Consider the following 26,070-nt stretch of genomic DNA (forward strand, 5'->3'; position numbering starts at 1 on the left):
AGAGCGTCGTCTTCACCCGTGGTGCTCGGCATCGCGACCCCGCCCAGGCCGGCGTCTGTCCGGACGCCAGCCTGGTACGTCGAGTGGGCCGGTCCACCGGGTGGACGGCGGCGGCTGTCCGGGGTGGTTCGGCTGCGGCAATTGGGCTGACTGGTCGGAGCACATCCCCCTTGCCGGCACGTTACCGGCTAATCACGGTTTGAACATGGAACGTTTACCCGATGTGCGAGGTGGATGATCCTGGCCACAGTCATGTCCTGGATCGCGACCGAGCTGGGGAGGTGACGGTGAGTACCGTCGCGCTCAAAGACGTCACGAAGGTTTTCCCGGATGGGACAGTGGCGGTCGACAACATAAGTCTCGACGTCAACGACGGCGAGTTCATGGTGTTGCTCGGTCCTTCGGGATGTGGGAAGTCCACGGTCCTGCGGATGGTGGCGGGGTTGGAGCAGCCGAGCAGGGGGGCGATCCTGCTCGACAACGAGCTGGCCAACGACCTGCCGCCCCGGGACCGTCGGATCGCGATGGTCTTCCAGGACTTCGCGCTGTACCCACACATGACGGTGGGCGACAACATCGCATTTCCGCTGCGACTGTCCGGCATGGAGCAGGAGCAACGTACCGAGCGGGTCGCGGACGTGGCCAACGCGCTGGGTATCGGCGACGTACTGGGCCGCAAGCCCAGCCAGCTCTCCGGTGGCCAGCGCCAGCGGGTGGCGATGGGACGGGCGATCATCCGCCGTCCCGGCCTGTTCCTGATGGACGAGCCATTGTCCAATCTGGACAGTGGCCTGCGGGCCGAACTGCGGGCCGAGATCTCCGCGCTGGTCCGCGAGCTGGGTGTCAGCACGATCTACGTGACCCATGACCAGGCAGAGGCGCTGACCATGGCCGATCGCGTGGCGATCATGCGGAAGGGCGTCCTCCAGGACGTGGGCACGCCCACCCAGGTGTACGGGCGGCCGGCGACCCTGTACGTCGCGGCGTTCCTCGGCAGTCCCCGGATGAACCTGTTGGAATCGTCGGTGTACGTACATCTCGACCGGTACGTGGCGCTGCACCTCGGTGACCAGGCGCTCTATCTGCCCTGGGACGACATCCGGTCGCGGGCCGTCGCGCACTACCACGGTGAGCGGATCGTGGTCGGCATGCGGGCCGAGGCGCTGACCCCGGTCGCCCCGGACACGCCGGGGGCGGTGCTACAGGGACGTATCCGCTATCTCGAGCACCACGGTCACGAGTCGCTGGCCTTCGTCGACATCGGGGCGACCGCGATCGTCGTCGACGAGATGGGAACCCCGGTGGCCGACGGGGAGTCCGACCGGGGACGTCGGTCGGGGCGGCTCGGCAAGGTCATGCAGCGGTTCGCCGGGCGTGCCGGCGTACTGCCGGCCGACGCGGACACCATCGGCGGGCAGTCGGGCGTGCTGACCGAACTCGGTCGGCACCGCCGTCGTCCGGCGGAACTGGCCGTACGCCTCGCGCCCTATCCCGCCGTCTCGGCCGGACACCCGATGGCCATCTCGGTACGCCTCGACGCCCTGCACTTCTTCGACGAGCGCGGCAACCGTATCGACGTGGGGTGGCGGTAGCAATCGACGTGGACTAGGGTCAGCGGCCTGCCCGCACTCCGTCTATTTCGGACAGACGATCGGGTGCGGATCCCCTCCAGAAGGGACACGTCGTGTCGACCAACGGCCCTGGTCTGCTCGTCATAGAGCGCATCCTGCGCGATCGACAGAGCATCTGGCAGCAGATCGTCGAAGAGCGTGACCTCAACCGGCTGACCGGACAGATGCTGGCCAGCTCCGCGATCGCCCTGGCCGGCTACGGTGCCGTGCTCGGTGCGTTCCACAGCGTGCTGATGGCACTCACCTCGGCGGTCAAGCTGCCCCTGCTGTTCCTGATCACGCTGGCCATCTGCCTGCCCACGCTCTATCTGTTCAACCTGGTCTTCGGGGCACGGCTGTCGGTACGCCAGGCGCTGTCCCTGGTGATGGTGGCGGTGACGGTCACCGCCATGCTGGCCGTGGCGTTCGCGCCGATCAGCCTGTTCTTCCTGATCACCGCACCGGACTACGCCTTCTTCAAGCTGCTCAACGTGGCGATCCTGACCCTGTCGGCCACGGTCGGCCTGCGGTTCCTGACCGGAGGCATGCAGGCGCTCAACGCGCACGGGCTGTTGGCGCCGGTGTCGGCCCGATCCGTTCCGGCCGCACAGCCCGTCGCGGTGCCGGTCGCAGCGGCCCAGCCGGCGCCGGTAGCTGCCCCGGCGGCGGCGCAGGCGGTGCCGGCCGACGGTGAGGTGCCCACCCCGGCGAACGGTGACGCTCCCGCGCCGGCATCCGGCGAGTCCGCTGCTCCAGCGGCTGCGCCGGCGTCGAACGGTGTCCCGGCCGTGGGTGCCCCGGTGCCGGTACTCGTCGCCGCTGCGCCAGCGGTTCCCATGCCGGTGGGGATGGCGGGTCCGGGCATGCCCGGACCGGGTGGCATGCCCGGACCGGGTGGCATGCCGCCGGGTGGTGTGCCCGGGCCCGGTATGCCGCCGGGGCACCAGCCGATCCATGCGTGGAACCGGACGCTCGGTCCCCGGCCCGCACCGCAGCCCAGTGCGGAGCGGCCAGCCAGCATGACCCTGCTCTACATCTGGATCCTGCTCTTCGGCTTCGTCGGCACCCAACTGGCCTGGACCCTGCGGCCCTTCTTCGGCAGCCCGGGCGAGGGTTTCGCCCTGTTCCGCAGCATCGAGGGCAACTTCTACGCCGAGATCGTACGCACCCTGGGGGATCTCTTCTGAGTACCGGACGGGCGGGCCGGGGATGGCCACCCGCACAACCTCCGGCCGGTCGTCCGGTGGCGGTGCCGCCGGCAGCCACCAGCATCACCACGGCTGACCCGGCCGGCTCGGCCCCTTCCGCGACACGGAAGGGGCCGAACGGTTCCGCCCACCGGCGGCACGGCTACCAGACGATCAGGTTGTAGGTCGCCCCGACGGCGAGGAGCGAGACCGCAGCGGCGGCGGTGGCCGTGTATCCGATGCGACCGGCCCGGCTCCACCAGCGGCGTACCCAGGCGACGATCGTCCCGGTGAGCATGCCGAAGGTGGTGACCGCCGCGACCAGGAACAGCACCAGCGCCACCGTCAACGGCACCGAGTCGTCGAGGAAGATGTGGTCGTTGAGCGCGGCGCCGTCACCGAGGACCACGGCCAGCAGCACGGTGAACCCCAGGAACGAAGCGGCGGTCAGCCAGCCGGTCAGGGTGGTCAGTCGGGCGGCGGCGCTCGATACCGCCCGACGGCGGCGCACCGCGGCGATCGGCCACCAGAACAGCCCGACCAGCAGCGCCAGCAGGGCGACCATGGCCACCACCAGGTGCAGCGTCGGTGTGGCGTACCACGGGAGTTTCTCGTACGCCACGCTCGGGCTGACGGTACTGAACAGGAGCCCGTCCCGGAACAGGATCTTCTGCGTACCGTCGGTGAAGAGGCCCGGTGAGATCTGCCGCCAGCGTTGGGTGGGGTTGTTCGGGTCGTCGGACAGGCCGGTCGTGGTCAGCCCACCGTCGGCGACACCCACCGTCACCGCCGAGGTCAACGTGGCGAACTTCGTGAAGTCCCGGTGGCTGTAGCGGGTGGTGCGGTAGGTGCCGGTGAAGGCGTCGAGACCGGTGCCGGCCGTGGTCGGCACCGCAGCCTGGTTCGGGTAGAGCCGGTCGATGATCCGGTTGGCCAGATCGTGTCCGGCGAAGGTGGCCGAGCCGTCGCTGCCGTCGCCGTCGTAGGCGACGTAGATCCCGATTCCGGCGTCCGGCAACAGTACGAGGTTGTCGTGGTAGCCGGGCACGTCACCGTCCTTGGCCACCACCCGCTGGCCGGAGCGCACGTGGTGCTCGTAGGCGTAGCCGATGCCGGGCAGTCGCGGATCGTGGGTGAACCGCTCGGCCGTGAGCGGGTTACCGGGCCGCAGTTGGGCCAGCATGAACCTGCCCATGTCAGTCGCCGTCGTTACCGCACCGGCACCGGTAGGCGCCATCGCTCCGTACTGGCCACGGGCCTCGACACCATCGGCGCGGTAGCCCCGGGCCAGCTTCGCCGCCACCGGAGCGGGGGATGGTTGAGCGAAGGAGGTGCTGGTCATGCCGAGTGGTCGAAGGATGTGCTGGTCGACGTAGTCGGGGAAGGACTGTCCGGAGACCGTCTCGACGAGGTGGCCGGCGAGGGCGAAGCCGTAGTTGTCGTACGACGCGAGGGTCCCGGGCGGGCGGACCCGGGGCGGTTGATGTCTGCGGAGCCAGGTGCCGAGCGGTTCCACCTCGGCAGGGTGGGCGACCGCGACGCCGAGTGCGGTGTCGGAGAACCCCGCCGTGTGGGTCAGCAGATGGTGCGTGGTGATCGGGTGACCGGGATGGGTGTCCCTGATCCGGAAGCCGGTGAGGTACCGGTTGACGTCGGCATGCAGATCGATCTTTCCCTGGGTGGCGAGCTGGTTGACCGCCTCGGCGGTGAACAGCTTGGCGACCGAGCCCATGAAGAAGCCGGTGTCGGGCGTGACCGGGGTCCGGGTGGCGAGGTCGGCGACACCGTACCCCTTGGCGAAGAGTTGCCGGCCACCGGCGACGACGACCACCGCGGCGCCCGGTATGTCGTAGTCATCCAGCTGTCGGGTGATCACCTCGTCCGATACGGCGGTGACGGCTGAGGTCGGGTCGTCGGCGCGGGCCGGGGCGTCGAGGAGCATCGCTGCGACCAGGGCTGTCAGGGATGCCGCCAGTAGGCGTCGGAACATGTCGCCAACGCTATTTCTGCACCTTGCGACAGGCGATCCGGTAGACCGGAGAGTGCATGGGAGGGTTGGCCCTACCGGTCGGGTTTCGCCTGCTCGGGGCAACCCGCTGTCGACAATCGGCGAAATGCCGTTTGCCTGAGGGGCGCCCTGGATAGGTTGAGGTGATGTTGGGCCTACCCGATCAGGTGACCGCGTGTCTCTTCGACCTGGATGGAGTGCTGACCCAGACCGCCCTGGTGCACAACGCGGCCTGGGCACAGACCTTCGACGCCTTCCTGATGGACCGGGCAGCGATCACCGGCGAACTGTTCCGCCCCTTCGACCCGGGACCGGACTACCACCGGTACGTGGACGGCCGGGCCCGGGCCGACGGGGTCCGGTCGTTCCTGGCCTCGCGCGACATCGAACTGCCCGAGGGCACGCCGGACGACCCGCCGGACGTCGACACCGTCCACGGCCTCGGCAACCGTAAGAACGTCGTCCTGCTTCGACTGCTGGACCAGAACGGGGTTCAGGTCTACGAGGGTTCGGTGGTGTATCTGCGTGAGGCGCAGCGGGCCGGACTGCGCCGGGCGGTGGTGTCGGCCAGCGCCAACTGTGCCGCGGTAGTCGCCGCCGCCGGGCTCGAAGATCTGCTGGAGGTACGGATCGACGGGGTGGTCGCGCGGGAACGCGGACTACGAGGCAAGCCACACCCCGACACGTTCCTGGCCGCTGCCCAGTTGTTCGGAGTGGAGCCCGACCGGGCCGTCGTGTTCGAGGATGCCATCGCCGGCGTCGAGGCGGGCCGGGCCGGTGGGTTCGGTTACGTCGTCGGCGTGGACCGGGTCGGTCAGGCGGACGAGTTGTTGGCCCATGGGGCCGACGTCGTCGTGCGTGACCTGGCAGAACTACTAGTGACGAAGGGGTAGACCGTGAGCGTGTCGGCCCTGCGGTCGCGAACGAAGAGGGAAAAGGCAGTGAGTGACTCGACGGTGTCCCGGTGATCCGGGAACGCGCGTACCCGGTCGAGCCGTGGTGCGTCCGGGAGACCCGGCTCGACCTCGACGTGTTGGCTCAGTCGGAGTCGGTGTTCGCCCTGTCCAACGGCCACGTCGGCCTGCGTGGCAATCTCGACGAGGGTGATCCACATGGTCTGCCCGGCACCTATCTCAACTCGTTCTTCGAGCTGCGACCGTTGCCGTACGCCGAGGCCGGCTACGGGTTCCCCGAGTCGGGCCAGACCATCGTCAACGTCACCAACGGCAAGATCATCCGCCTGATCGTCGACGACGAGCCGTTCGACGTGCGATACGGCGACCTGATCTCCCACGAACGGCAGCTCGACCTGCGGGCCGGCGTCCTGCACCGGTCGGCACAGTGGCGTTCCCCGGACGGCCGGGGCGTACGGATCCAGAGCACCCGGATGGTGTCCTTCCGGCAGCGGGCCATCGCCGCGATCAGCTACGAGGTGGAGCCCCTCGACGTACCGCTGCGCCTGATCATCCAGTCCGAACTGGTCGCCAACGAGGAACTGCCGAAGCACGGTGGGGACCCCCGGGTGGCGGCGGTGCTGGAGCAGCCGCTACAGGCCGAGGAACGCCTGGTCCAGGACGCCGGTGGCCTCCTCATCCACCGCACCAAGGCCAGCGGGCTACGGGTGGCCGTGGCGATGACCCACGATGTCGAAGGGCCGGAACGGACCCGGATCGGCACCGAGGCGTACGAGGACTGGGCGCGGACCAGCGTCGCCTGCGAGCTGAAACCGGGCGAGCGGCTGCGGGTGACCAAGCTGATGGCGTACGGCTGGTCCAGTAGCCGGTCGTTGCCGGCGCTGCGTGACCAGGTCAGCGGCGCGTTGGCCGGCGCCCAGCTTTCCGGCTGGGATGGACTCCTGGTCGAGCAGCGGGAGTACCTGGACGAGTTCTGGGACAACTCCGACGTCCGGCTCGAAGGTGATCCGGAGGTGCAGCAGGCGGTCCGGTTCGGCCTGTTCCACGTGCTCCAGGCGGGTGCCCGCGCCGAGGCGCGGCCGATCGCGGCCAAGGGGCTGACCGGCCCGGGCTACGACGGCCACATCTTCTGGGACACCGAGTCCTTCGTGCTTCCGGTGCTCACCTACACCAACCCGTCGGCCGTCGCGCCCGCCCTGCGCTGGCGCCACTCCACCCTCGACCTGGCCCAGGACCGGGCACGGACGCTCGACCTGCGCGGTGCCGCCTTCCCGTGGCGGACGATCCAGGGACAGGAGTGTTCGGCGTACTGGCCGGCGGGCACGGCCGGCTTCCACATCGCCGCCGACATCGCCGACGCGGTACGGCGCTACGTGATGGTCAGCGGGGACCAGACCTTCGAGCGTGAGGTGGGCCTGGATCTGCTGGTGGAGACCGCCCGGTTGTGGCACTCGCTCGGGCACCACGACCGGAACGGGCGGTTCCACCTGGACGGGCTGACCGGGCCGGACGAGTACACCGCCGTCAAGGACGACAACGTCTACACCAACCTGATGGCCCAGCGGAACCTCGAGGCGGCTGCCGACGCCGCCACCAAGTACCGCGAGGAGGCGTGGCGACTGGGGGTCGACGAGGAGGAGATGGCCGCGTGGCGCGACGCCGCCCGCGACATGTACATCCCGTACGACGAGGACCTGGGTGTGCATCCACAGGTGGAGGGGTTCACCCGGCTACAGGAGTGGGACTTCGCCAACACCCCGCAGGACAAGTACCCGCTGCTGCTCAACTACCCGTACGTCGACCTGTACCGCAAGCAGGTGGTCAAGCAGGCCGACCTGGTGCTGGCGATGCACTGGCGCGGGGACTACTTCACCCCCGAGGAGAAGGCCCGTAACTTCGCGTACTACGAGCGACGGACGGTACGGGACTCCTCCCTGTCCGCCTGTACGCAGGCCGTGCTCGCCGCCGAGGTGGGATTCCTCGAACTCGCCCACGACTATCTGGGCGAGGCGGCGTTGATGGATCTGCACGACCTCAACCAGAACACCCGGGACGGGGTGCACGTGGCGTCGTTGGCGGGGGCCTGGATCGCGCTGGTGGCGGGCTTCGGCGGGCTACGTGACCACGACGGCACCCTCTCGTTCGCGCCCCAACTGCCGAGCCGGCTTGACCGTCTGGAGTTCTCGCTCCGGTGGCGCGGCCACCGCCTACACGTCGACGTACGACGCAACGAGACCACGTACGCGATCCGTGACGGTGACGCCGGGGTGAGCATCCAGTTGCGTCACCACGGGGAGACCGTACGGGTCGACGCCGGTAAGCCGGTGACGCTGCCGGTGCCGCCGCCGCATCCGGTCGGCCCGCAGCCGCAACAGCCACCCGGCCGGGCGCCGGCCCGCAGGGCCACCGAGACCGGAGCCCAGGGCAGCTGAGCACGGCCGGCTCCAGCACGGCCGGTCCTGCCGGCTGACCGCACGGTGTGGTGAGGGACGGCGACGCCCCGGTCAGAGCATCGACAGGTGCACGTGGTTGGTGTGGTCGCTGGACGGGTCGCCGTTCGCCCCGCTGTACGACTTCCAACCGGTGGCGGGGAACCAGACCTGCCGATACCAGATGACGTACAGGATGCCGAGTTGGTCCGCGTTGCGGACCAGGAACGCGGCGAGGTTGTTGCCGTAGATCTTGTCCGCTCCCGTGGCGTCGCCGCCGAAGCCGCGTTGCTGCATGGAGAAGTCGCAGGCCCGGCCCTTGGGGTGCTCGTACGGGCCACTCGGCCGGAAGCAGGCGACGTACCGGGTGAAGCCGACCCGCTGGGCTTCCTGCAACGCATGCAGCATCCGGGGTGTGATGCAACCGGAGGTGGTCGGGTCGTTCTGGCTGCACGACTGCCGGGGCCAGGAGCCGTCCCGGCCGCGTGGTGCCGGTCGGGCCACCGGTGAGGTGGCGCTCACCCAGCCGCCGGTGGTCCTGCCGCCGACGAGGGCGAACGCGCGTTCGGCTTCCTGCCGGCGCTTCATCATGATCTGGAACTGCTTCTGTTCCTCAGCGAGTTCGGCGTCGATCGCGGCCTTCGCCTGGGTGGCCCGGGCGTGGGCGAGACTGAGTTCGTGCAGGCGACTGTTGTCCCGTATCGCCAGTTGGTCCAGGGTTTCGGCCCGCCTCAGGTAGATGTCCGGTGATCCGCTGCTCACCAGCACCGCCACCGGTGCGAGGCGGCCGATGCGGTAGGCGTTGGCGGCGATCCGGGCCGCCTCCGGCCCCAGGTCGGTAATGCGCTGTTCGATCATCCGTAGTTCGGCGGCCAGTCGTTCCTGGCGCTGTTTCGACCTCGCCACCAGGTTCTTCGCCTCCACGTAGCCGCGCCCGGTCGATTCGAGCACGTCACGCAACATGGGGCTGCCGCCCTCGTCGCCGGGTGTCGGCGCGGCCGACCCGGTCCCGGGAGCCAGCGTGACGCCGGCCAGCAGGATCGCGGCACAGAACAGCGCCCGGGCCAGCGGGAACCGGAGACGTTCGCGTAACGCCATACGTGGTCCTCCCGTCGGCCGCCCGGCAGGGCCAGGTGCCCCTGCTCGCCCTCGCCGAGGTCGCCCTCGCAGGAAGGACCGGACGGCAGCCACCGCTGCTGGGCGAGAAGACGCCCACGGGCGACGACCGCAGGTCAGAGTATCGGACCGGTTACGCTGAGCGCTGGGAAATGAAGAGGAATGAGTGGTCCGGAAGAGAGTCGGAGGTCAGAGCGGCTCACCCTGGGACGGGGTGCCGGACCGATCCCGAGGGGCCACCGCCCGTGGATCGTCCGCCGTACGGGCCTGGGCGGCCTCGTCGGCCCAGTCCTGCCGCTCGGCACGTTCCTGGACCGGATCCTTCTCCGGCTTGGTGCGGGTCGTGGTCGAGTCGGCTCGGTTGGACTTCTTGCTGGCCATCGGCGTCCCTCACGATCATCGACGGGTACGGCCGGACGCGTCGGCCCCGCGTCCCCCGGGTGCCGATCGTCTCCTCCGTACGGTCCTGCCCGGCTTCCCGTCGCGGGCGGTGGCCAAACCCGGCGGGCGTCGTAGGCGCGGCCCGCCCGGCAGGACTGGCTCCGGTGCCAACGGGTAGTCCGCCCGCAAGCAGGAAGAAGCACGTTTTCCAGGCCGGCGGATGCGGGGGTGCTGAAAATGGGTGCTGGTTCGACCGAGACGGTTTCGACCGAGACCATGATTCCGACCGCCGGGGTACGGCTACCGGCGGACCTGACGACACCGGCGATGGCGGAGGGAACCGTGCTGTTCGCCCACGGGAGCGGCAGTTCCCGGCACAGCCCCCGCAACGTAGCGGTGGCCGAGAAACTCAACCAGAACGCCCTGGGTACCGTGCTGGTCGACCTCCTGACACCGGAGGAGGAACTGCTGGACGAGCAGACGGCCGAGCTTCGTTTCGACATCGGACTGCTCTCCGATCGTCTCGTCGGGATCGTCGACTGGCTCCGGTCCGGACAGGAGATGGCACCGCTGCCGATCGGACTCTTCGGGGCCAGCACCGGCGCGGCTGCCGCCCTGGTGGCCGCTGCCGCCCGTCCCGACGACGTACCGGCCGTGGTGTCCCGGGGCGGACGTCCGGACCTGGCCGGTCCGGACCTTCCCGAGGTACGAGCCGCGACCCTGTTGCTGGTCGGTGGCTGGGACGAGCAGGTACTGGAACTCAACGAGCGGGCCTGCGAGGCGCTGGGTGGCGTCGCGGAACTGCATGTGGTGCCGGGCGCGACGCACCTGTTCGAGGAACCGGGAAAGCTGGAGCAGGTGGCCGACGAGGCCGCAGGCTGGTTCGCCGAACACCTCCCACCCGGTCCGCCGTCCCGTCGGTAGACCCCCCGTGACGGCCGGGGCCGGCGGTGACGGCCACGGACCCGGCTGACGGTGTCCAGGCCCATGGCTGACGGGTGTCACGCCCATGGCTGACGGGCGTCACGCCCATGGCTGACGGTGCCACGGCCTACGGTGTCCACTCAGGGCGATCCCGGGAGGATGATCAGGGTAGGAACGGGCGGATTCCCGGATGTCCGGCGGGGCGACGCCCGGCAGGCTGAAGATCATGAAAACGCCCCGCCGTACCCTCGCCGTACTGGCCGCGACCACGGTCGCCACCCTCTCCCTCGCCGCGCCAGCGGCGGCCGAGCCGAGAGCCCGCTGCTCGACCACCCCGTCCGCGCCGACCAGCCTGCCTCCACTGTCCGCAGCGAAGCTGTCCGGGGCGATCGACAACCTGCCCGACGACGAGGTCACCGGCGCGTTGGTGCAGGTACGCGGCTCGGCCGGCTGCTGGCAGGGCACCTCCGGGGTGGCGGACCTGCGTACCGGACGGCCGGTACCGCAGGACGGGCGGTTCCGGATCGGCTCGATGACGAAGGTCTTCACCGCCGTCGTCGCCCTGCAACTGGTCGCCGAGGGGCAACTCGACCTCGACCAGTCGGTGCAGCACTACCTGCCCGGGTTCCTGCCGGCCGACTATCCGGTGATCAAGGTACGGCACGTCCTGAACTACACCAGTGGGATCAACGGTGTCGGCGTACCGCACAAGGACCCGGCCTGGTTCTTCGTGCACCGCTACGACCACTGGGCGCCGGGTAGCCAGCTCGACCTGACCCGGCCGCTGGCGTTCGAACCCGGCACGAAGCAGCGGTACGGCAACGCCGACTACTGGCTGGCCGGTCTGCTGATCGAGAAGGTCACCGGGAACACGTGGGAGCGGGAGGTCACCAACCGCATCATCCGCCCGCTGCGCCTGACCGGCACCACCGCTCCGGGTGCCGACCCGAAGATCCACGGCCCGCACGCCCGGGGGTACGAGGCGGTGGAGACTGCCGAGGGCACCCGCTGGGTGGACATCACCGAGGCGAACCCGTCGTTGCAGTGGTCGGCCGCCTCGATCGTCTCCACGGCGGCGGACCTCGACCGGTTCCTGGTCGCGCTCTTCGAGGGCCGGTTGGTGCCAGCGCCGCAGTTGGAACTGATGTTCACCGTTCCGGACGTGCCGCTGTACGACGGTGACGACGACCCGACCAACGACCAGCCGGCCGCGCACAGCTTCGGGCTCAGCCGGATCCCACTCGGCCCGTTGACGCTGTGGGGCAAGAGCGGCGACCGGCCGGGCTACAACAACGGAATGGGCGCGACCCGGGACCTGTCCCGGCGCCTGGTCTACTCGGTCAACACGATCCACATGGGTGGTGAGATGCCCGCCGCCGCGCAACGGATCATCGGCGCGACGTTCTCCTGAACTTTCCCGACCTGCGCGGTGAAGCGCTGCTGAGACGTACCAGGGGGTAGGGGGTGTGATGGCCCGCCGGTGTCACCCGGCGGGCCATCACCGTGTTTGTCAATCGGTTCAGTTCTTCAGATGGCTGGACCAGTTCGCCGGATCTTCGACCAACTTCAGATTCCGGTACGCGGTCAGCGCCCCGTCCGGCCCGAGCTGTCCGAGCATCGAGTCGTCAGTGGTCACTTCGACCAGAACGCCTCCGCTCTTGCCGATCCGAACGGTCGTGGCGGGACCCTGGAGGGGGAACAGGTAGGCCGGCTGCCCGTCGACGGCCGTGTTCGGTGCCGGAGCCATCCTCTCCCTGTCGCTCCGATCCTGTTCCTCCTTGTACGGGGAGACGCTGACGTCGACCGTGTTCGTGAACGCCCGCGCCGGGTCGATCGTCGGGCTCAGCGTGACGGAGACATGCCAGGAGCGGGGGGTCCGTACGGAGTCGGAGAGGTTGACGTTGATCGGCTTGAGACCGGCCGGCAACGAGGCCGCCTGGACTGGCAGCGGGACCTGCTCGCTGCTGCTCAGCTTCATCGAACTGGCGATCCGGCGTGCGGTGGCCTTGACGTCCAGACTCGGGTCGCTGCCCATGAAGCGGAGTTGGGCCCAGCCGTCGGGAGCGTACCGCCAGCGTAGGAACGTTTCCTGCCCCTCGCCTCCGCTGTAGGTGATCCACGAGGCGGCGTTGTCGTTCACCGACCTGGCGGCGGTGGCATCGAGTTCGATGCCGCGGCTAGCGTCGTCACGCTGGGGCGCATCCGGGGTCACCCCCCTGGGATAGAGGGTGACCGAGAAGTTCCCCCTGGTGGAGTTGGCATCCCGGTCCTGATCCGCCGACAGGTAGGCGACCGAGCCGGTCCGGCCGGGAACGAACCCCGCCTGGTATTGCCGGTGGTCGTAGCCGTCGGGCAACCACCCGAACTTGAGGTACAGCCCCATCGGGTCGATCACGGCCGGGGCCTCGGGCAGGGTGGCCAACCCGGACGACTCCGCAGCCAGCACCGTGTAGCTACCCACCACGAGCATGTTCGGGCCGCCATCTCTGGCGGGTTCGTTCCCGAACTGACCGGGTACGACGGCCCCGCCGACGGCGAGGGCGGCAACCAGCGCGGCGGCACCGGCGGTAGGGCCGTACCAGCGTTGGCGGCGGCCGGTACGCATCGCCCGGTCCACGTCCAGGAACTTTGAGCGAGGTGCCTCGATCGCCTCGATGTCGACGTGCATGAGACGCGCGATGTCCCTGTCTTCTTCGATCATGTCTGGCTCCTCAGCGCGCGTTGACCGGTGAAGGAAGTAGGCGGCGCAGTTTTTCCAGGCCTTTCAGGGTCTGGCTCTTGACCGTGCCGGGTGAGCAGTTCAACGTCCTAGCCGTTTCCTCGACCGACAGATCGTGGAAGTAGCGCAGTACCAGGACCGCGCGTTGCCGGGGGGCCACCTTCCGCAGTGCGGCCACCAGGTCCAGCCGGTCGGTGGGATCCGGCTCAGTCGCCGCGACCCGCTCCGGTAAGTCGGTGCCGAGCCGGACCCGGGCCCACCCGAGCCGCCGCCCGTCGATGAATCGACGCACCAGCATGGTGCGGACGAGTGCGTCGACGCTGTCCGCCTGCCGCGCTCGGCTCCACTTGCGATAAAGCTCGGTCAGCACCTGCTGTAGGACGTCGTCCCCCCGGTCCCAGTCACCGGTCAGCAGGTACGCCACCCGACGCCAGCGGTCCATCGTGGTGCGGACGTACTCGGTGTACTCCTCGTCAGCCGCTACCTTGTCGCTCTTTCGGAACAGCATCCGTGGGTCATCCCTTCAGTCGGTACGCATCCGGGCCGGGCTCCACGGAGAAGCTGCCGATGCGTACCCGTACCCGTGCACGTACGCGGTCGCCGGTCAGCCATGTCACGGTCCGCCCGCCGGGAACTGCGCCCGCCGCCAGGCGGAGGACCCTCGGGTCGTCGCCCGCCTGGGGGGTGGCAGCCGCCGGCACGGTACCGCCCATCGCCAGGGACAGTGCCAGCGTGGGAACCGACCCGCACCGGACCGTCCGTCTTCCTCTCGTCATCCATCTCTCCCTACCGAAGGGGCGTTCGAGAGAGGGTCGATGTCGGGACCGGGTCGCGTTGCCCGGTGCGTCGATGGAATTCTGACCGGAGCGGATCGCGTGATCCGCTCGGCGTGCGGTTTGCCGTACGGAGGACCGGGTAGGCGGACCCATGCGGATCGGCATCATCGGCGCCGGCCATGTCGGCGGCACCCTGGCCCAGTTGCTGGCTAAGCACGGCCACGAGGTCATGGTCGCCAACTCACGGGGCCCGCAGACCCTGCACGGGTTGGTCGACCGGATCAGTGGTGAGGTCAGTGCCGGCACCGCCGCAGAGGCTGCCGAGTTCGGCGACGTGGTCGTCACCTCCGTGCCGTTCGGGCGCTATCCCGAGTTGCCCACCGGAGGGCTGGCCGACAAGACGGTCGTCGACACCACGAACTACTACCCGGAGCGGGACGGGCACTACCCGGACCTCGACCAGGGCAGTACCACCTCCAGCGAGCTGGTCCAGGCCCACCTGGCCGGGGCTCACCTGGTCAAGGCCTTCAACACCATGTACTGGGAGCATCTACGCGACTACGGTCGCCAGTCCTCGGCCCAGTTCCGCTATGCGCTGCCGGTCTCGGGCGACGACGACCAGGCGAAACGTACGGTGCAGGACCTCGTCGAGCAGCTCGGATTCGAACCGGTCGACACCGGTACGCTGGCCGACGGTGGCCGCCGCCAGCAGCCCGGTTCGCCGATCTACGGCGCCGACCTGAGCGGTGACGAGCTGCGGAGCCGCATCCGCCACTGAGCAGAGGCGGGTCTTGCACCGGGGTACCGTGGACCGTCCCGGCCACCGGTGGAGTGGGTGCTACCGGGTCCCAGGCTCCTGCCGGATCAGGCCGGCGCGCGCAGGTGGGTGAGCGCGTCGAGGATGATCTGACGCGCCCCTTCGCCGTGCCGCGCGATCCCGCTGAGTCGGTTGAAGATGCCCCGGAACCGGTTGGCGTCGGCGGGCGTCTGGAGCAGCTGCTCCTCAGCCCAGGTGGCGATGGTGATCGAGTCATCGAACATCACGAAACCGTGCAACGGGGCGACCGGCATCAACGCACCGGTGGGAATGACGCCCAGGTCCACGTTTCCCATACCGATGAGGGTGGCCAGGCGGTCGAGTTGGCCCCGCATCACCTCGACCGGACAGAGCAGCATCCGTAGGACGGACTCGGTCACCACGAACTGGAACCGCTTGGTCGAGTCGTAGAGCACCTGCTGCCGCTGTAGGCGGCGGAGGAGGTTGTCCTCCAGGGCCTCGTCGGGGATCCGGTCCGACCCGACGTCCTCGGCGAGGCGTACCCGGGCGTAGTCGGCGGTCTGTAGCAGTCCGGGCACCACGCCGACCTCGAAGTTCCTGACCAGCGTCGCGTCGGCTGCCAGCTCCAGCATGGAGGGTGCCGCGCCGGTACGGACCGGGTCGCTGGCCCGCCGACGCCAGGGTACGTGTGCCGTACGGAGGATCCGGAGCTGGTCCAGCAGTTCGTCGACGGTGGAGTCGTCGGTGTTCGTCGCCGCGCCCCAGGCCCGGATGTCCAGGTCGGTGGGGACCTGTCGGCCGGTTTCGATGCGGGACACCTTGGACTGGACCCAGCGTAACTCGGCGGCCAACGACACGCCGGACATGCCTTCGCGGGCACGCAGCGCCCGTAGCCTGGCCCCGAGTGCTGCTCGACCCCCGCTGGTTTGATTCCCGGACATCGCCTGCTCCTAGGCCGCCGTCAGCTAGGCGTCACGGTACATCCCAATAGACATCGATTTCTGTACCCCAATTGGCTGAACCTCTCTGGCTGAACCTGTTGCCAACGGCCGGCTCCACAGTATCCAGGAGCAGGTTGATCGGCTCACCGGCCAGGACATGGCGCACGGTTTCCCGCTTTCGGTGGCGTCCGCCGCCGGATTCGAGCTGGAAAGAGGTGTGCCGGTACGACGCAAACAGTTGCTCGCACTCCTGATCGGTGAGCCGATCAGCCATTGTTACAGCGACTTTGCGATCTCGATCAGGACGTCGGTCGGGACCTCGACCACAGTTTCGTGCGAGGGGATGTCGAGCTGGGCCAGCGCCTCCGGGTCCGACACACGCCATCCCTGCACGACGAATGTGTCACGATCCGTACGGTAGAGCGACGGGCAGTTGTTGACCTGAGACAACGCTGTCTTACGGACGAAGGTGAGCTTCATGGCTCCACCTTTCACTTCTCGGATGTCGCTTTTGGCCCAATGCCTGGCGACCTGTGTTGCATTATGCAGCGCATTGGCGATTGCGTGGTGCAAGCAACCGCAAGACACGGGCATAAAGCGAATCGTGTCGCCGCTATTCCTAATCTGTTTCACATTCCATGCGTGATCTATGTTGGTAGCCATGATCAATTTCGGGCGGCTGTCGGTGGCCGTCCGGCGCGGTGCGTCGCCGGGGTGGCGGCTGGATTTCGTACATGTGTTCGATTAGAATCTCGGCGTGAGCAGTAGAGGAGAACTGGCCGACCGGCGGGCCGCCGTCGCGGAGCTTCACGGGATCGCCGCTGGTCACGCCGGGGGTTATCGCGAGGGACTGCTCCGCGCGGAGGCGCTGACCGAACTCGCCACCGTGTCCACCGACCCCGACCTGCTGGCCGAGGCGGCGGCCATGCATGCCGTCGCCGACAACTGGTACGCCATAATCGCGGTCGACCTGCTCATCGAGGCCGGCGCGGACCGGTCGCTGATCGACTGGCACATCAACGAACGCGGGCCTTGTCAGGCTGAGGCGACCCGGATGTGAATCCGCCCGGCGTAATCGAATTTCCTTCGCGTCACGGTGAATTTTCCGCCGCCGGATAATCCCATTGGCCGACGTGGCCGATGTGGCCGATGTGGCCGGCGGACGGCGGACGGCGGACGGCAGGTGGCACGTGCAGTGGGATGCATGCAGCGAGGTGCGTCGGCGTGCCGTGGCCCGGTCCGCGACGGGCGTCTGCGTCCGTATCGGATCGTCAGTCGGGCGATGTCCTACGTACAGCGGCATTGAAACGTTCGTGGGCCGACTGCTTGGTGATGCCCAGTGCCGTACCGATCTCGGACCAGGAGGCGCCGGCTTCCCGGGCGGCCACGACGGCCCGTTCGATCAGTGGTTTCTGCCAGCGCTCGACCTCGGCCAGTACGCCGAGCGCCTGTAGCGGCCAGGTCGTCGTCAGGTCGGCCACGCTGTCGCGGAGGGTGTCGGACCGGTTCAGTAGCCAGGCCGGCGCAGCCGCGGCCCACAGCGGCTTCATGTGCTGGCTCCACTCGGAGGTGACCGACCAGGTTCCCTCCTCGGTCGGCGGATGGTCACGACTCCCGGTCCACCCGCACGAGCACATCGCGCGGTAGGCGGTCGGTGTCGGCGCATGCTCGTCGGTGGCTGCCCCGGTCCGCCCGGTGCGTGGTGTGTCGGCCGGCTCGTCGGGTTGCGCCTCAGGGGCAACAGTCAGCGACCCGTCCGGCATCCGCAGCCCGACGAGGCCCTCGTGTCCGGGCAGGTCTTCGAGCCGAATCCGCATCCGGCCAGGATAGTTCGTCAGGGTTGCCTGACATATTGCGTCTGGATATCCTGACGGCCCTGCCGGGCGTACGGGAGAGCCGTCCCGATGGCCCGCGCTGCCGCGAAGGAGAAGTGATGGCCGAGATCGTCGGCACGGTGCTGCCCGGATTCGAACCGGTACGTGACGCGTTCCTGACGAACATGCGCAGCGGCGCCGAGATCGGCGCGGCGGTCTGCGTCTACCACCACGGACGGAAGGTGGTCGACCTGTGGGGCGGGACGGCCGACCCGACCGTCGGCCGGGACTGGGAACAGGACACGCTGCAACTCGTCTACTCGTGCACCAAGAGCATCCCCGCAGCCTGTGCACATCTGCTGGTGCAGCGTGGTCAACTCCGGCTCGACGCGCCGGTCGCCGACTACTGGCCGGAGTTCGCCGCTGCGGGCAAGGAACGCATCCCGGTCCGCTGGCTGCTGTCCCACCAGGCCGGTCTCCCGGTGCTCGACCAGCCGATGTCGACGGCCGACGTGCTGGCCTGGGAGCCGGTGGTCGCCGCCCTGGCCGCGCAGTCGCCGGTCTGGGTGCCCGGCAGCCAGCACGGATACCACTCGCTCACCTACGGTTGGCTGGTCGGCGAGGTGGTCCGACGGGTCTCCGGCCGTAGCCTGGGCAGCTTCTTCGCTCAGGAGATCGCCGAGCCGCTCGGGCTGGACCTCTGGATCGGACTGCCGCTGGCCGAGCGACCCCGGGTCAGCCGCATCGTCGAGCCACCGGCCATCTCGGCCGACGACATCGACCTTGCTGCACTGCCCGAGGAGATCCGGGAGGCGCTCGCGCCGTACCTGGACCCGACCTCGCTGGTGATGCGATCGGTGACGGTGACGACCACCCCGTTGGACATGAACGATCCGGCGGTGTGGGCGGCGGAGATACCGGCGGTGAACGGGATCTGCACCGCACGGGCGCTGGCCCGCTTCTACGCCGGCCTGATCGGCGAGGTCGACGGCGTACGGATCCTCGACGCCGACACCCTCGCCGCCGCGACCGCCGAACAGGCCAACGGCATCGACCGGGTGCTGCGGACCCCGACCCGTCCGGCGCTCGGGTTCGGCCTGCCGCTGCCCGACATGGCCTGGTGGAGCCCGGCCGCGTTCGGGTTTCCCGGACATGGCGGGTCGCTCGGCTACGCCGACCCGGCCACCGGGATCGCCTTCGGCTACCTGATGAACCGGATCGAGCCGGCACCGGCGGACCGGCGGGCGGCGAGTCTCGTCGAGGCGCTGCACGTGTCGCTGGCGAGCACCACCCGATGATCACCCACGGCACGGCCCTCCACCTGCACTAACCGGCGGCCGACTCACCCGCCACCCGGACCGGACCGTGCTCGGCCGACAGTCGTTCCAGCAGCGTCACCGCGTACTCCGGTCCGGGCAGGTCCGCGATCTCGGCCTGGACGACGGCCGCCGCCTGCCGGTACGCGGGATCGGCCAGTACGGCGGCCACCGCCGTACCGGCCTGCTCGGGCGTGACCCGTACGGCGTCGAGCACCTGCGCGACGCCGAGGTCGGCGCAGCGGACCGCATTCGAGGGCTGGTCAGCACCCATCGGCACCAGGACCATGGGTACGCCGTGCGCCAGTGCGCCGAGCACGCTGCCCGATCCACCGTGCGAGACGACCAGGTCGCAGTACGGCAGGATCGACGCCTGCGGCACGTACCGTTCGATGCGTACGTTCTCGGGTTGTGGCCCGAACTCCTCTGGATCGATGTGCGGGCCGACCGTGACGAGCAGGTCGACGTCCAGTTCGCGTACCCCGGTGAGAATGCGGGTGAAGAGGTCCCCGGATTCCAGGTTGAACACCGTGCCGAGCGTGAAGTAGACCTTCGGCCGGTCGGTACGCCGGTTGAGCCAGTCGACGATGCGACCGTCATCGTCGGACGGGGCGGGCAGCAACGGACGAAGCGAGTGGGCGGTGGCCGGCAGCGGATACGCGGGGTCGCGGAAGCTGGCCGGACCGGGGGACAGGACCAGGTGGCGGCTGAGCATCGTCAGCTCGGGATCGGGCGGCAGGTCGTGGTCGGCGCGGAGCCGGTTCAACGTGTCGGCGAGGAGTTCCCGGCGGGCGAACGAGCCCGCGACCAGTACGAGCACCGTGGCGTACGGCAGTCCCAGGCGTTCGGCGGCCACCACCGCCCCGTAGTCGGCCTCGTCGCACACCAGCAGGTCCGGCTGCCAGGTGGCGCAGAGGTCGAGTACACCCGTGGCTCTGACCCGGGCCATTTGATCGGCGAAGCCGTCCCGCAGGTCACGTTCCTCCCGGTCGGCGTCCAGTTCCAGTAGTGGCCTCCGGACGGGTGCGCCACCCTGCTCGACCTGCGTGACGAAGGCGGTGAAGCCTTCAGCCTCGACCACGGAGACCATCGAACTCCGGCAACCGACGGCGACGACGTGCCCCGCGACCTCGGCGGCTCGGGCGATCGGAACCAGGGGGTGGAAGTGGCCACTGCCACCGGCGAACGTGAAGAGGATGCGCACCGGGACATCCTGCCGGCGTTCCGCCCGGCCACCAACCGAGATTGGCACGTACCCGTCCCGTGGGGTGTGGATGGCTGGCCTTCCTTGACATGTGACCTTTTGGTCACCTATTTTTGCCTGGTGACGGACGACGACCGCGTGTTCAAGGCGCTCGCGGATCCGACTCGACGGTTCCTGCTCGACCTGCTCTTCGCCCGGGACGGCAGAACGCTGACCGAGCTCGAATCCGAGTTGGAGATGACCCGCTTCGGTGTGATGAAGCACCTGCGCGTCCTCGAGGACGCGGGTCTCGTGGTCACCCGTCGGTCCGGCCGGGAGAAGTTGCACCACCTGAACCCCGTGCCGATTCGACTCATCCACGACCGGTGGATCGACAAGTACACCGAACACCACGTCACGGCGCTGACCAATCTCAAGACCGAACTGGAGACAGGACATGACGAGCACGACGCAGAGCGGACCGACGGTCCAGGTCTACCGGGTGTACATCAAGGCGACGCCTGAGGCGATCTGGGAGGCGATCACCCAGCCGGGCTGGACCGAGCAGTACCTCTACGGATCGCGGGCGCGGTACGACCTGCGCCCCGGCGGGGCCTACCAGGCGCACGGTCTCGCCTGCCAGGGGGACGAGGCGGGGGTCGCCGACGAGGCCGCCGAGGTGGTGGTCGACGGCGAGGTCATCGAGGTGGACCCGCCGCGCAAGCTGGTCCAGACCTGGCGCGCCCTCTGGACGGGGGAGGGCTTCACCCGGCTGACCTGGGAGCTCAAGGAGATCGAGGGCGGTGTCACGGCGCTGACCGTGACCCATGACGTCGCCGGTGCGCCCGGTACGGCAGCCCAGGTCGGCGGCCTGCTGGAGGACACCGGTGCCGGTGGTGGCTGGGCCGAGGTGCTCAGCAGCCTGAAGACCCTGGTGGAGACCGGTAAGCCGCTCCGGAGTTGATCGCCGGACCGGGACGGACCCGGGACGGAACCTGGGGCGGTGGGGATTCCTCAGCGGGAATCGCCGCCGGCCCCGGTTCCACACCGGCGGGCGGTACGGCTGTGGCCCTGCCGGCGGTATGGCTGTGGGCTGCCGGCGGCCCGGCTGCGCGGGTTGCCGGTACGCCGACCCGGTCAGTGCCCGGCATCCCCGCCCTGGGCGGCGGCCAGGTCGGGAACGTAGAAGCCGGTGGTGTTCCCGACCGCGCTGGCCACCTCGGCATCGGTCGCGCCGGCGGCGGCGTACGCGGCACCCCACGCCTGGCTGCTGCGGGTCATGAACTCCCTGGCTTCGGCGGTCTCGCCCCACGTATCGGGCTCCTCGATCGAGCCGCCCCGCAGGTGCAGACCGAGGCCGAGCAGGGTCAGGTCCCAGCCGACTCCGGTTGCCCCCGGGCCGTACTGTGCCCACTGCTCCTCCGGTACGACCGCGGAGTGCACCAGTTCGAAGTCGGTCACATCACCGGTGCCGGTGGACAGTCGTACCTCGACCTCGCTGATGTCAGTTGCGGCCGGGTCGTCGCCGCAGTACCAGCTCACCTTCAGCAGGTGGGGTGGGTCGCAGTGCAGGATCTCGCCCTGCGCGTTGCCCTTGAGTCGGAAGCTGCCGCCCAACCGGAGGTCACCACTGATCGGAAGGAACCACCGGTTGATCCGATCGGCGTCGGTGATCGCGTCCCAGACATCTCCGATCGGTGCGTTGTACGTCCGACGCAATACGACGGTACGCCCCTCACCTGCGGGAATCCGCCGGTGCCCGGTCTCTCGACGAACGGCGCTGAGCGCGTCGACGATGTCGTTCATGGAAAAGTTACCCCTCGTGTTTGGCTGTCGCCCGTATCGAAATCGGGCCGTGTTACCAATAGGGCGCTTGGTGGTCGCCAAGTTGTCTGTGGAGTTTCCTCGTACGGGCCACATGTCGTCGAGGACGCGGGATCAACTGCGTACCGGTGATGGGTGCACAACTCGATCGGCCGATCGGCGACATTGAGTGCGTACCCGGATCATCTTCTCGGCCGAGCTTATATAAGTCAAGCCTGAATTTTATTGACGTGGTGTCAGTGCGCCGGCTGCCCTGCCGGAACGATCGCTGGCAGGTGTCGCCCACGGTCCCGCCGCAGCCCCGCTCGCAGTCCGGCCGTAGACCGTCCCGGCAGCCCGTGGGTCGTCCGCGGCCTGCCCATGGATCGTCCGGCCTGGCCGTGGGTCGTGCGGGCCGCCGCAGGCCCTACGGTGTGGTGCGGCAGACTGTTCGACATGACACCGGCTCCGATAGCTCCGCGGAGATTGGCATCCCTCAACCGCGTACCACATGCCATTCCCTATCAGGGCAGCAAACGGCGGTTGGCGCACGCCATTGTTCCGCTTCTCCCGAAGGAGACCGAGAGTCTGCTGGAACCGTTCGCCGGATCGGCGGCCATTTCCATTGCCGCCACCCACCTGTCGATACCGAAAATGGCCGTGATCAGTGACATCAACGAGCCGCTGATGGCCCTCTGGCAACGCATCCTCGACGGGCCGACCGCCCTGGCGGACGATTACGAACTCCTGTGGGAAGCGCAGCACGCCGACCCCCGTCGGTACTACGACGAGGTGAGAGCGAAGTTCAACGCCACCCGTGAACCCCACTTCCTGCTGTATCTGCTGGCCCGGTGCGTGAAGTCGTCCGTTCGGTACAACCGTCAGGGAGAGTTCAACCAGGGGGCGGACAACAGGCGGTTGGGTGCGAGACCGCAGATCATGCGGAGGCGGCTGGAAGGGACGTCGAAGACCCTCGCCGGGTCCACCGCTCTTACCCGGGACTACCGCGCAGCTCTGGAAACGGCAGGGGTCGACGACGTCGTCTATCTGGATCCGCCGTACGAGGGGGTCTCGAAGGCGCGGGACCACCGTTACATGGCCGGTCTTTCCCGCGCCGAATTCGTCGAATGCCTGCGGGGTGCCATCGAACGTAGCGTCTCGTTCATCCTTTCCTACGATGGGACCACCGGCACCAAGCGGTACGGAAATCCACTGACGGAAACGTTGGACCTGACCCACCTGCACCTGTACGCGGGAAAGTCGTCGCAGGCCACGCTGAACGGCAGGACCGCCCACACCGTCGAATCCCTCTATCTGTCGCCGGCACTCGTCACCAGACTCGGGGGCACCGACGCGGTGACGGCGCTGCTGGGTCCGACGCCGGCCGACGCCCCACCGGCCCGAGCCTGACCGCCCTGCCCCTCGATACGGAAGGCGGACAGCCGCCCTGCCCCCTCGACGGGGAAGGCGGACAGTCGACCGGGGGCGGTCGGTATGACCCGAACTGCATGTACCGCCATCGATTCGGACTGGCTACGCTCGCGCCATGTCGCGCAGGTCCGTCACCGTCCTCGTATCACTGCTGCTTGCCCTGGTCGCGGTGACACCGGGTGGCCCGGCTGTGGCCGCCGAGCAGGACCAGCCGGACCCCGGCCGGGCCGGGCCGGCCACCGCAGGCGTGGTACGCGGTGGCGACGTCTTCCGCTCGCCGCTCGGCGGAACGTGCCTGGTCAGCTTCACCGTCCGGGCCGCCGACTACGACGGCTTCGTCACCGCCGGCCGATGCGGACAGGTCGGCGCGCCCGCGTACACGGTGGACGGCGTCCTGCTCGGCACGTTCCATCGGGTCACGTTCCCCAACAGCGACTACGCCGTGGTACGGCTCGCCCCGGGTTGGGTGCCGGTCGGCGAGGTACGGACCAGCCCGAACGCCACGATGGCCGTCAAGGGGTCGACCGAGGTGCCGCTCGGCGGCAGCGTCTGCAAGTACGGACCGCAGACCTACCTGCGGTGCGGCGTGGCCCAGGCCAAACAGCAGACGCTCTACTTCGGCACCTATGTCCTGTATGGCCTCACCCGGACCAACATCTGTCCCGGCTACAACGAGGTCGGTGCCCCGATCATGGCCGGCGACCAGGCCCAGGGCATCACGATCATCGGCTCCGGGGACTGCACCTACGGCGGGACGACCTACTTCCAGCCGGTGAACAAGGTGCTGACGGCGTACGGCCTCACCCTCATCACGTCGTAGAACGGTTCCTGTCGGGACAGTCAGCCTCGGCCCAGGACGCCTCCAGATCGCGACAGGCGATCAGTACCGTTCCGGCGAGGCAGTCGATCTCATGGGTGCAGCCGCCGGGCGCGGGCAGGATCTCGTCCAGAACCACCTCGCGGAGCAGCCGCCAGTTCGGCTCGTTCTCCGGTAGGTCCAGGGTGAAGCTCCGGATGCCCTGGTAGCGGATGGTCAGATCCTCCTCGTGCTTCCAGCAGTTGTGCCGGAACCCGAGCAGGAGGTCGACCTCGCCACCGTTGTCCGTGAACTCCACCCGGTCGAGGAGCAGGTCCTTGACGCACCGGCGGCTGAAGAAGTCATAGTGGTCCGGGTCGGTAGCGAACGCCCGCGCCCCGGCCGGCAGGGACTGGGCGATGGTGGGGAGGCGCTTTACGTACGCCGTGGGGTCGAGGTTGTTGCCGTATTCGTCCTGGGTCACGCTGACGTACCGCACGAGTGGGCCTTCCTGGGAGAGCGGGGGCGGGCCTCCACCCCGGCGGCTGCCCGCCACAGCAGAGTGCCGACGTGGTCTGTCAGGCACGGCAACGGGGTGCCGAGAGCGTGGCGACGCCAACACCGGCGCCGGAACCGAACAGCTCGTCAATTCCTGGTCCAAGGGGGCAGCCGCCGCCGACCGGCCGGGTGCCGACGCGGAGGGTACGAGCGGGAAGCACTGTTCGGGACAGCGCCCGCCCACCCCGCCGGCCTAGGGTTGAGGCATGACTTCCGGCAGCACATTCCCTGCCCTGTTCTTCAGTTTTGCCGTCACGTGTGCACTGTCAGCGATCATGTTCGGGGTGCTCTACTGGGTCGTACGCCTGGCCGTACGCCATGCGATCGAGGATGCCGACCGCCGCCGCGCCAGCGAACACAGATGACGCGGTCCGGGCCTGGCCCGATCACCATCGGCTGACGTGTTGCGGCCGGTAGACCCGACGAGTAGTTTTCCAGGCACGCCGTCGAGCTGGGAGGAGGTCAGAACCGTGTCCGATGTTCTGCGCCCCCTCCGCGTTCCGGCGTCTACGCGGATCTGACCCGGGGCGCCCGCTGTCCGGAGGGTCAACCCATGACCGACCTGGTCATCCGTCCGCTCGTCGCGGGCGAGGAAAGCCTTTTCGAGCCCGCCGCCAGTTCACCGTCCGGTTCGGCCGTCACGGCTGACTCCGACGGGGCCGCAGGATCACCTCCGAGCCGATCGGGGTGAATCCCGTGGCGAGGAACGCGCGTAGCGATCGGGCGTTACCCGGGGAGACAGCAGCGAAGACGGGCTCGCCTTCCGCAACGAGGGTGAGCGCGTCGGAGATGAGGGAGCGTCCGTGTCCCCGGCTGCCGTTCTGCGGGTGGTGCAGTTCGATGCTGAGCTCGGTACGTCCAGCCAGCCCGGCTGCGAGGGTGACGAGACCCCGTTCGTCGCCGAAGACCCGTACCCGGGTGCGTAGCTCTCGCGCGTGCTGAACGCGAGGATGATCGTCGGCACTGGTCACCGGTCGTAGGCGCGGAGGGCCGCCGACACCACGGTGGGCGAGGGTGGCGTCGATGACACCGATCCATCCGGTGGGGCCGGCGAGGTACCGCAGGAAGTCCGGGGCCAACGACCCGCCGAAGCCGTCGGGCTGGCAGGCGTGAGCGTCTACGGCGGGCAGTGCGGTGGCGACGAGCGCGTGCCCGGTGAAGGCGACCGAACATTCCAGACCACCGGGTAGGGCCGGTACGAGTGTGACGGCACCGTCGTCGGGTGGAAACCTTCCGTGTACGGCGTCGAGGAAGTAGCCGAGGAGCGGATGCGGGTCGACAGCTGTTGGCACGGCCCCGACTCTATTCGGCATACTCGGCGATCCCCTCAGATGACGGTCGTGGGTGCGGCCCGCGCCGGATGCGGACCGGCCCACAGCCGAGCAT

Annotated in this window: 28 protein-coding genes; 14 read left to right on the forward strand and 14 right to left on the reverse strand. The window is 68.8% G+C overall.

From position 1 onward, the window contains the following. Positions 1 to 287 precede the first annotated feature (287 nt). The gene (locus ACFQ4H_RS02220; RefSeq protein ID WP_377566340.1) at positions 288 to 1,592 is read left to right on the forward strand and encodes an ABC transporter ATP-binding protein; all 1,305 of its coding nucleotides are present in this window, start codon (positions 288 to 290) and stop codon (positions 1,590 to 1,592) included. Positions 1,593 to 1,684: 92 nt separating this feature from the next. Next, on the forward strand, positions 1,685 to 2,797 hold the full coding sequence (locus tag ACFQ4H_RS02225; RefSeq protein ID WP_377566342.1) for a hypothetical protein: 1,113 nt from the start codon (positions 1,685 to 1,687) through the stop codon (positions 2,795 to 2,797). 163 nt (positions 2,798 to 2,960) lie between these two features. Here the strand turns inward: ACFQ4H_RS02225 and ACFQ4H_RS02230 are convergent, their stop codons facing one another. Further along, positions 2,961 to 4,787 (reverse strand): serine hydrolase domain-containing protein, encoded by a 1,827-nt coding sequence (locus ACFQ4H_RS02230; protein ID WP_377566344.1) that lies wholly within the window; start codon positions 4,785 to 4,787, stop codon positions 2,961 to 2,963. Between the two features lie 164 nt (positions 4,788 to 4,951). Here ACFQ4H_RS02230 and ACFQ4H_RS02235 point away from each other — a divergent pair, with 164 nt between their 5' ends. Further along, a complete protein-coding gene (locus ACFQ4H_RS02235; RefSeq protein WP_377566346.1) occupies positions 4,952 to 5,698 on the forward strand; it encodes an HAD family hydrolase in 747 nt (248 codons plus the stop codon). Between the two features lie 71 nt (positions 5,699 to 5,769). After that, positions 5,770 to 8,151 carry a glycoside hydrolase family 65 protein gene (locus tag ACFQ4H_RS02240; protein WP_377566348.1) on the forward strand — a complete coding sequence of 794 codons (2,382 nt, stop codon included), beginning with the start codon at positions 5,770 to 5,772 and terminating at the stop codon, positions 8,149 to 8,151. 72 nt (positions 8,152 to 8,223) lie between these two features. Here the strand turns inward: ACFQ4H_RS02240 and ACFQ4H_RS02245 are convergent, their stop codons facing one another. Both ACFQ4H_RS02245 and ACFQ4H_RS02250 read right to left on the reverse strand, forming a co-directional pair. Continuing rightward, positions 8,224 to 9,246: a coiled-coil domain-containing protein gene (locus ACFQ4H_RS02245; protein ID WP_377566350.1), complete on the reverse strand. Its 1,023-nt coding sequence runs from the start codon at positions 9,244 to 9,246 to the stop codon at positions 8,224 to 8,226. A gap of 207 nt (positions 9,247 to 9,453) precedes the next feature. Beyond that, entirely contained in the window at positions 9,454 to 9,645 is a 192-nt protein-coding gene (locus ACFQ4H_RS02250) for a hypothetical protein (RefSeq protein WP_377566352.1), read from the reverse strand. A gap of 237 nt (positions 9,646 to 9,882) precedes the next feature. Between ACFQ4H_RS02250 and ACFQ4H_RS02255 the strand changes: the two genes are divergently transcribed. Together ACFQ4H_RS02255 and ACFQ4H_RS02260 are read left to right on the forward strand one after the other, a co-directional pair. Next, on the forward strand, positions 9,883 to 10,569 hold the full coding sequence (locus ACFQ4H_RS02255; RefSeq protein WP_377566354.1) for a dienelactone hydrolase family protein: 687 nt from the start codon (positions 9,883 to 9,885) through the stop codon (positions 10,567 to 10,569). 226 nt (positions 10,570 to 10,795) lie between these two features. After that, a complete protein-coding gene (locus ACFQ4H_RS02260; RefSeq protein WP_377566356.1) occupies positions 10,796 to 11,980 on the forward strand; it encodes a serine hydrolase domain-containing protein in 1,185 nt (394 codons plus the stop codon). A 108-nt stretch (positions 11,981 to 12,088) separates the two neighbouring features. On the opposite strand, the gene ACFQ4H_RS02265 is transcribed toward ACFQ4H_RS02260, so the two are convergent. The 3 genes from ACFQ4H_RS02265 to ACFQ4H_RS02275 are packed head-to-tail and all read right to left on the reverse strand — an operon-like array spanning position 12,089 to position 14,064. Next, the gene (locus ACFQ4H_RS02265; RefSeq protein WP_377566358.1) at positions 12,089 to 13,270 is read right to left on the reverse strand and encodes a hypothetical protein; all 1,182 of its coding nucleotides are present in this window, start codon (positions 13,268 to 13,270) and stop codon (positions 12,089 to 12,091) included. Positions 13,271 to 13,280: 10 nt separating this feature from the next. Beyond that, entirely contained in the window at positions 13,281 to 13,796 is a 516-nt protein-coding gene (locus tag ACFQ4H_RS02270; protein WP_377566360.1) for a SigE family RNA polymerase sigma factor, read from the reverse strand. Between the two features lie 7 nt (positions 13,797 to 13,803). Beyond that, on the reverse strand, positions 13,804 to 14,064 hold the full coding sequence (locus ACFQ4H_RS02275) for a hypothetical protein (protein ID WP_377566362.1): 261 nt from the start codon (positions 14,062 to 14,064) through the stop codon (positions 13,804 to 13,806). 151 nt (positions 14,065 to 14,215) lie between these two features. Here ACFQ4H_RS02275 and ACFQ4H_RS02280 point away from each other — a divergent pair, with 151 nt between their 5' ends. Beyond that, positions 14,216 to 14,842: an NADPH-dependent F420 reductase gene (locus ACFQ4H_RS02280; RefSeq protein WP_377566364.1), complete on the forward strand. Its 627-nt coding sequence runs from the start codon at positions 14,216 to 14,218 to the stop codon at positions 14,840 to 14,842. A gap of 86 nt (positions 14,843 to 14,928) precedes the next feature. On the opposite strand, the gene ACFQ4H_RS02285 is transcribed toward ACFQ4H_RS02280, so the two are convergent. From ACFQ4H_RS02285 to ACFQ4H_RS02295, 3 genes are read right to left on the reverse strand one after another with little or no spacing between them, the layout of a single operon-like run. Further along, positions 14,929 to 15,783: a helix-turn-helix domain-containing protein gene (locus ACFQ4H_RS02285; RefSeq protein ID WP_377566366.1), complete on the reverse strand. Its 855-nt coding sequence runs from the start codon at positions 15,781 to 15,783 to the stop codon at positions 14,929 to 14,931. 31 nt (positions 15,784 to 15,814) lie between these two features. Further along, complete coding sequence (locus tag ACFQ4H_RS02290) at positions 15,815 to 16,057, reverse strand: hypothetical protein (RefSeq protein ID WP_377566368.1); 243 nt, start codon at positions 16,055 to 16,057, stop codon at positions 15,815 to 15,817. A gap of 2 nt (positions 16,058 to 16,059) precedes the next feature. Further along, entirely contained in the window at positions 16,060 to 16,263 is a 204-nt protein-coding gene (locus ACFQ4H_RS02295; RefSeq protein ID WP_377566370.1) for a hypothetical protein, read from the reverse strand. Positions 16,264 to 16,540: 277 nt separating this feature from the next. Here ACFQ4H_RS02295 and ACFQ4H_RS02300 point away from each other — a divergent pair, with 277 nt between their 5' ends. Continuing rightward, entirely contained in the window at positions 16,541 to 16,843 is a 303-nt protein-coding gene (locus ACFQ4H_RS02300) for a hypothetical protein (RefSeq protein WP_377566372.1), read from the forward strand. A gap of 211 nt (positions 16,844 to 17,054) precedes the next feature. Here the strand turns inward: ACFQ4H_RS02300 and ACFQ4H_RS02305 are convergent, their stop codons facing one another. Further along, positions 17,055 to 17,600, reverse strand: coding sequence for a hypothetical protein (locus ACFQ4H_RS02305; RefSeq protein WP_377566374.1), 546 nt, complete (start codon positions 17,598 to 17,600; stop codon positions 17,055 to 17,057). A 116-nt stretch (positions 17,601 to 17,716) separates the two neighbouring features. Between ACFQ4H_RS02305 and ACFQ4H_RS02310 the strand changes: the two genes are divergently transcribed. Continuing rightward, entirely contained in the window at positions 17,717 to 18,895 is a 1,179-nt protein-coding gene (locus ACFQ4H_RS02310) for a serine hydrolase domain-containing protein (RefSeq protein ID WP_377566375.1), read from the forward strand. A 28-nt stretch (positions 18,896 to 18,923) separates the two neighbouring features. Here the strand turns inward: ACFQ4H_RS02310 and ACFQ4H_RS02315 are convergent, their stop codons facing one another. Further along, a complete protein-coding gene (locus ACFQ4H_RS02315; protein ID WP_377566378.1) occupies positions 18,924 to 20,117 on the reverse strand; it encodes a glycosyltransferase in 1,194 nt (397 codons plus the stop codon). 120 nt (positions 20,118 to 20,237) lie between these two features. Between ACFQ4H_RS02315 and ACFQ4H_RS02320 the strand changes: the two genes are divergently transcribed. Both ACFQ4H_RS02320 and ACFQ4H_RS02325 read left to right on the forward strand, forming a co-directional pair. Beyond that, on the forward strand, positions 20,238 to 20,621 hold the full coding sequence (locus ACFQ4H_RS02320; RefSeq protein WP_377566380.1) for an ArsR/SmtB family transcription factor: 384 nt from the start codon (positions 20,238 to 20,240) through the stop codon (positions 20,619 to 20,621). Then, positions 20,554 to 21,060, forward strand: coding sequence for an SRPBCC domain-containing protein (locus ACFQ4H_RS02325; protein ID WP_377566382.1), 507 nt, complete (start codon positions 20,554 to 20,556; stop codon positions 21,058 to 21,060). Before ACFQ4H_RS02320 ends, ACFQ4H_RS02325 begins: the two co-directional genes overlap by 68 nt. A gap of 173 nt (positions 21,061 to 21,233) precedes the next feature. On the opposite strand, the gene ACFQ4H_RS02330 is transcribed toward ACFQ4H_RS02325, so the two are convergent. Beyond that, a complete protein-coding gene (locus tag ACFQ4H_RS02330; protein WP_377566384.1) occupies positions 21,234 to 21,902 on the reverse strand; it encodes an SRPBCC domain-containing protein in 669 nt (222 codons plus the stop codon). Positions 21,903 to 22,355: 453 nt separating this feature from the next. Between ACFQ4H_RS02330 and ACFQ4H_RS02335 the strand changes: the two genes are divergently transcribed. Continuing rightward, positions 22,356 to 23,309, forward strand: coding sequence for a DNA adenine methylase (locus ACFQ4H_RS02335; protein ID WP_377566386.1), 954 nt, complete (start codon positions 22,356 to 22,358; stop codon positions 23,307 to 23,309). Between the two features lie 136 nt (positions 23,310 to 23,445). Continuing rightward, complete coding sequence (locus ACFQ4H_RS02340) at positions 23,446 to 24,150, forward strand: S1 family peptidase (RefSeq protein WP_377566388.1); 705 nt, start codon at positions 23,446 to 23,448, stop codon at positions 24,148 to 24,150. Here the strand turns inward: ACFQ4H_RS02340 and ACFQ4H_RS02345 are convergent. After that, complete coding sequence (locus ACFQ4H_RS02345) at positions 24,140 to 24,610, reverse strand: hypothetical protein (protein ID WP_377566390.1); 471 nt, start codon at positions 24,608 to 24,610, stop codon at positions 24,140 to 24,142. The two genes, ACFQ4H_RS02340 and ACFQ4H_RS02345, sit on opposite strands and share 11 nt — an antisense overlap. A gap of 280 nt (positions 24,611 to 24,890) precedes the next feature. Between ACFQ4H_RS02345 and ACFQ4H_RS02350 the strand changes: the two genes are divergently transcribed. Further along, positions 24,891 to 25,049: a hypothetical protein gene (locus ACFQ4H_RS02350; protein WP_377566392.1), complete on the forward strand. Its 159-nt coding sequence runs from the start codon at positions 24,891 to 24,893 to the stop codon at positions 25,047 to 25,049. Positions 25,050 to 25,322: 273 nt separating this feature from the next. Here ACFQ4H_RS02350 and ACFQ4H_RS02355 read toward each other — a convergent pair whose 3' ends face one another. Then, on the reverse strand, positions 25,323 to 25,976 hold the full coding sequence (locus ACFQ4H_RS02355) for a hypothetical protein (RefSeq protein WP_377566394.1): 654 nt from the start codon (positions 25,974 to 25,976) through the stop codon (positions 25,323 to 25,325). Between the last annotated feature and the right edge of the window lie 94 nt (positions 25,977 to 26,070).

The organism is Micromonospora sonneratiae, from assembly GCF_042679305.1.
Lineage (GTDB): Bacteria > Actinomycetota > Actinomycetes > Mycobacteriales > Micromonosporaceae > Micromonospora_H > Micromonospora_H sonneratiae.

What these genes read in the sequence shown, in the direction of transcription:
- ACFQ4H_RS02295 (WP_377566370.1), bottom strand. Translation starts at nt 16,263, where the DNA reads ATGAAGCTCACCTTCGTCCGTAAGACAGCGTTGTCTCAGGTCAACAAC.
- ACFQ4H_RS02340 (WP_377566388.1), top strand. Translation starts at nt 23,446, where the DNA reads ATGTCGCGCAGGTCCGTCACCGTCCTCGTATCACTGCTGCTTGCCCTG.
- ACFQ4H_RS02245 (WP_377566350.1), bottom strand. Translation starts at nt 9,246, where the DNA reads ATGGCGTTACGCGAACGTCTCCGGTTCCCGCTGGCCCGGGCGCTGTTC.
- ACFQ4H_RS02230 (WP_377566344.1), bottom strand. Translation starts at nt 4,787, where the DNA reads ATGTTCCGACGCCTACTGGCGGCATCCCTGACAGCCCTGGTCGCAGCG.
- ACFQ4H_RS02305 (WP_377566374.1), bottom strand. Translation starts at nt 17,600, where the DNA reads ATGCGGATTCGGCTCGAAGACCTGCCCGGACACGAGGGCCTCGTCGGG.
- ACFQ4H_RS02335 (WP_377566386.1), top strand. Translation starts at nt 22,356, where the DNA reads ATGACACCGGCTCCGATAGCTCCGCGGAGATTGGCATCCCTCAACCGC.
- ACFQ4H_RS02330 (WP_377566384.1), bottom strand. Translation starts at nt 21,902, where the DNA reads ATGAACGACATCGTCGACGCGCTCAGCGCCGTTCGTCGAGAGACCGGG.
- ACFQ4H_RS02350 (WP_377566392.1), top strand. Translation starts at nt 24,891, where the DNA reads ATGACTTCCGGCAGCACATTCCCTGCCCTGTTCTTCAGTTTTGCCGTC.
- ACFQ4H_RS02290 (WP_377566368.1), bottom strand. Translation starts at nt 16,057, where the DNA reads ATGGCTGATCGGCTCACCGATCAGGAGTGCGAGCAACTGTTTGCGTCG.
- ACFQ4H_RS02265 (WP_377566358.1), bottom strand. Translation starts at nt 13,270, where the DNA reads ATGATCGAAGAAGACAGGGACATCGCGCGTCTCATGCACGTCGACATC.
- ACFQ4H_RS02275 (WP_377566362.1), bottom strand. Translation starts at nt 14,064, where the DNA reads ATGACGAGAGGAAGACGGACGGTCCGGTGCGGGTCGGTTCCCACGCTG.
- ACFQ4H_RS02310 (WP_377566375.1), top strand. Translation starts at nt 17,717, where the DNA reads ATGGCCGAGATCGTCGGCACGGTGCTGCCCGGATTCGAACCGGTACGT.
- ACFQ4H_RS02260 (WP_377566356.1), top strand. Translation starts at nt 10,796, where the DNA reads ATGAAAACGCCCCGCCGTACCCTCGCCGTACTGGCCGCGACCACGGTC.
- ACFQ4H_RS02250 (WP_377566352.1), bottom strand. Translation starts at nt 9,645, where the DNA reads ATGGCCAGCAAGAAGTCCAACCGAGCCGACTCGACCACGACCCGCACC.
- ACFQ4H_RS02280 (WP_377566364.1), top strand. Translation starts at nt 14,216, where the DNA reads ATGCGGATCGGCATCATCGGCGCCGGCCATGTCGGCGGCACCCTGGCC.
- ACFQ4H_RS02325 (WP_377566382.1), top strand. Translation starts at nt 20,554, where the DNA reads ATGACGAGCACGACGCAGAGCGGACCGACGGTCCAGGTCTACCGGGTG.
- ACFQ4H_RS02255 (WP_377566354.1), top strand. Translation starts at nt 9,883, where the DNA reads ATGGGTGCTGGTTCGACCGAGACGGTTTCGACCGAGACCATGATTCCG.
- ACFQ4H_RS02270 (WP_377566360.1), bottom strand. Translation starts at nt 13,796, where the DNA reads ATGCTGTTCCGAAAGAGCGACAAGGTAGCGGCTGACGAGGAGTACACC.
- ACFQ4H_RS02235 (WP_377566346.1), top strand. Translation starts at nt 4,952, where the DNA reads ATGTTGGGCCTACCCGATCAGGTGACCGCGTGTCTCTTCGACCTGGAT.
- ACFQ4H_RS02285 (WP_377566366.1), bottom strand. Translation starts at nt 15,783, where the DNA reads ATGTCCGGGAATCAAACCAGCGGGGGTCGAGCAGCACTCGGGGCCAGG.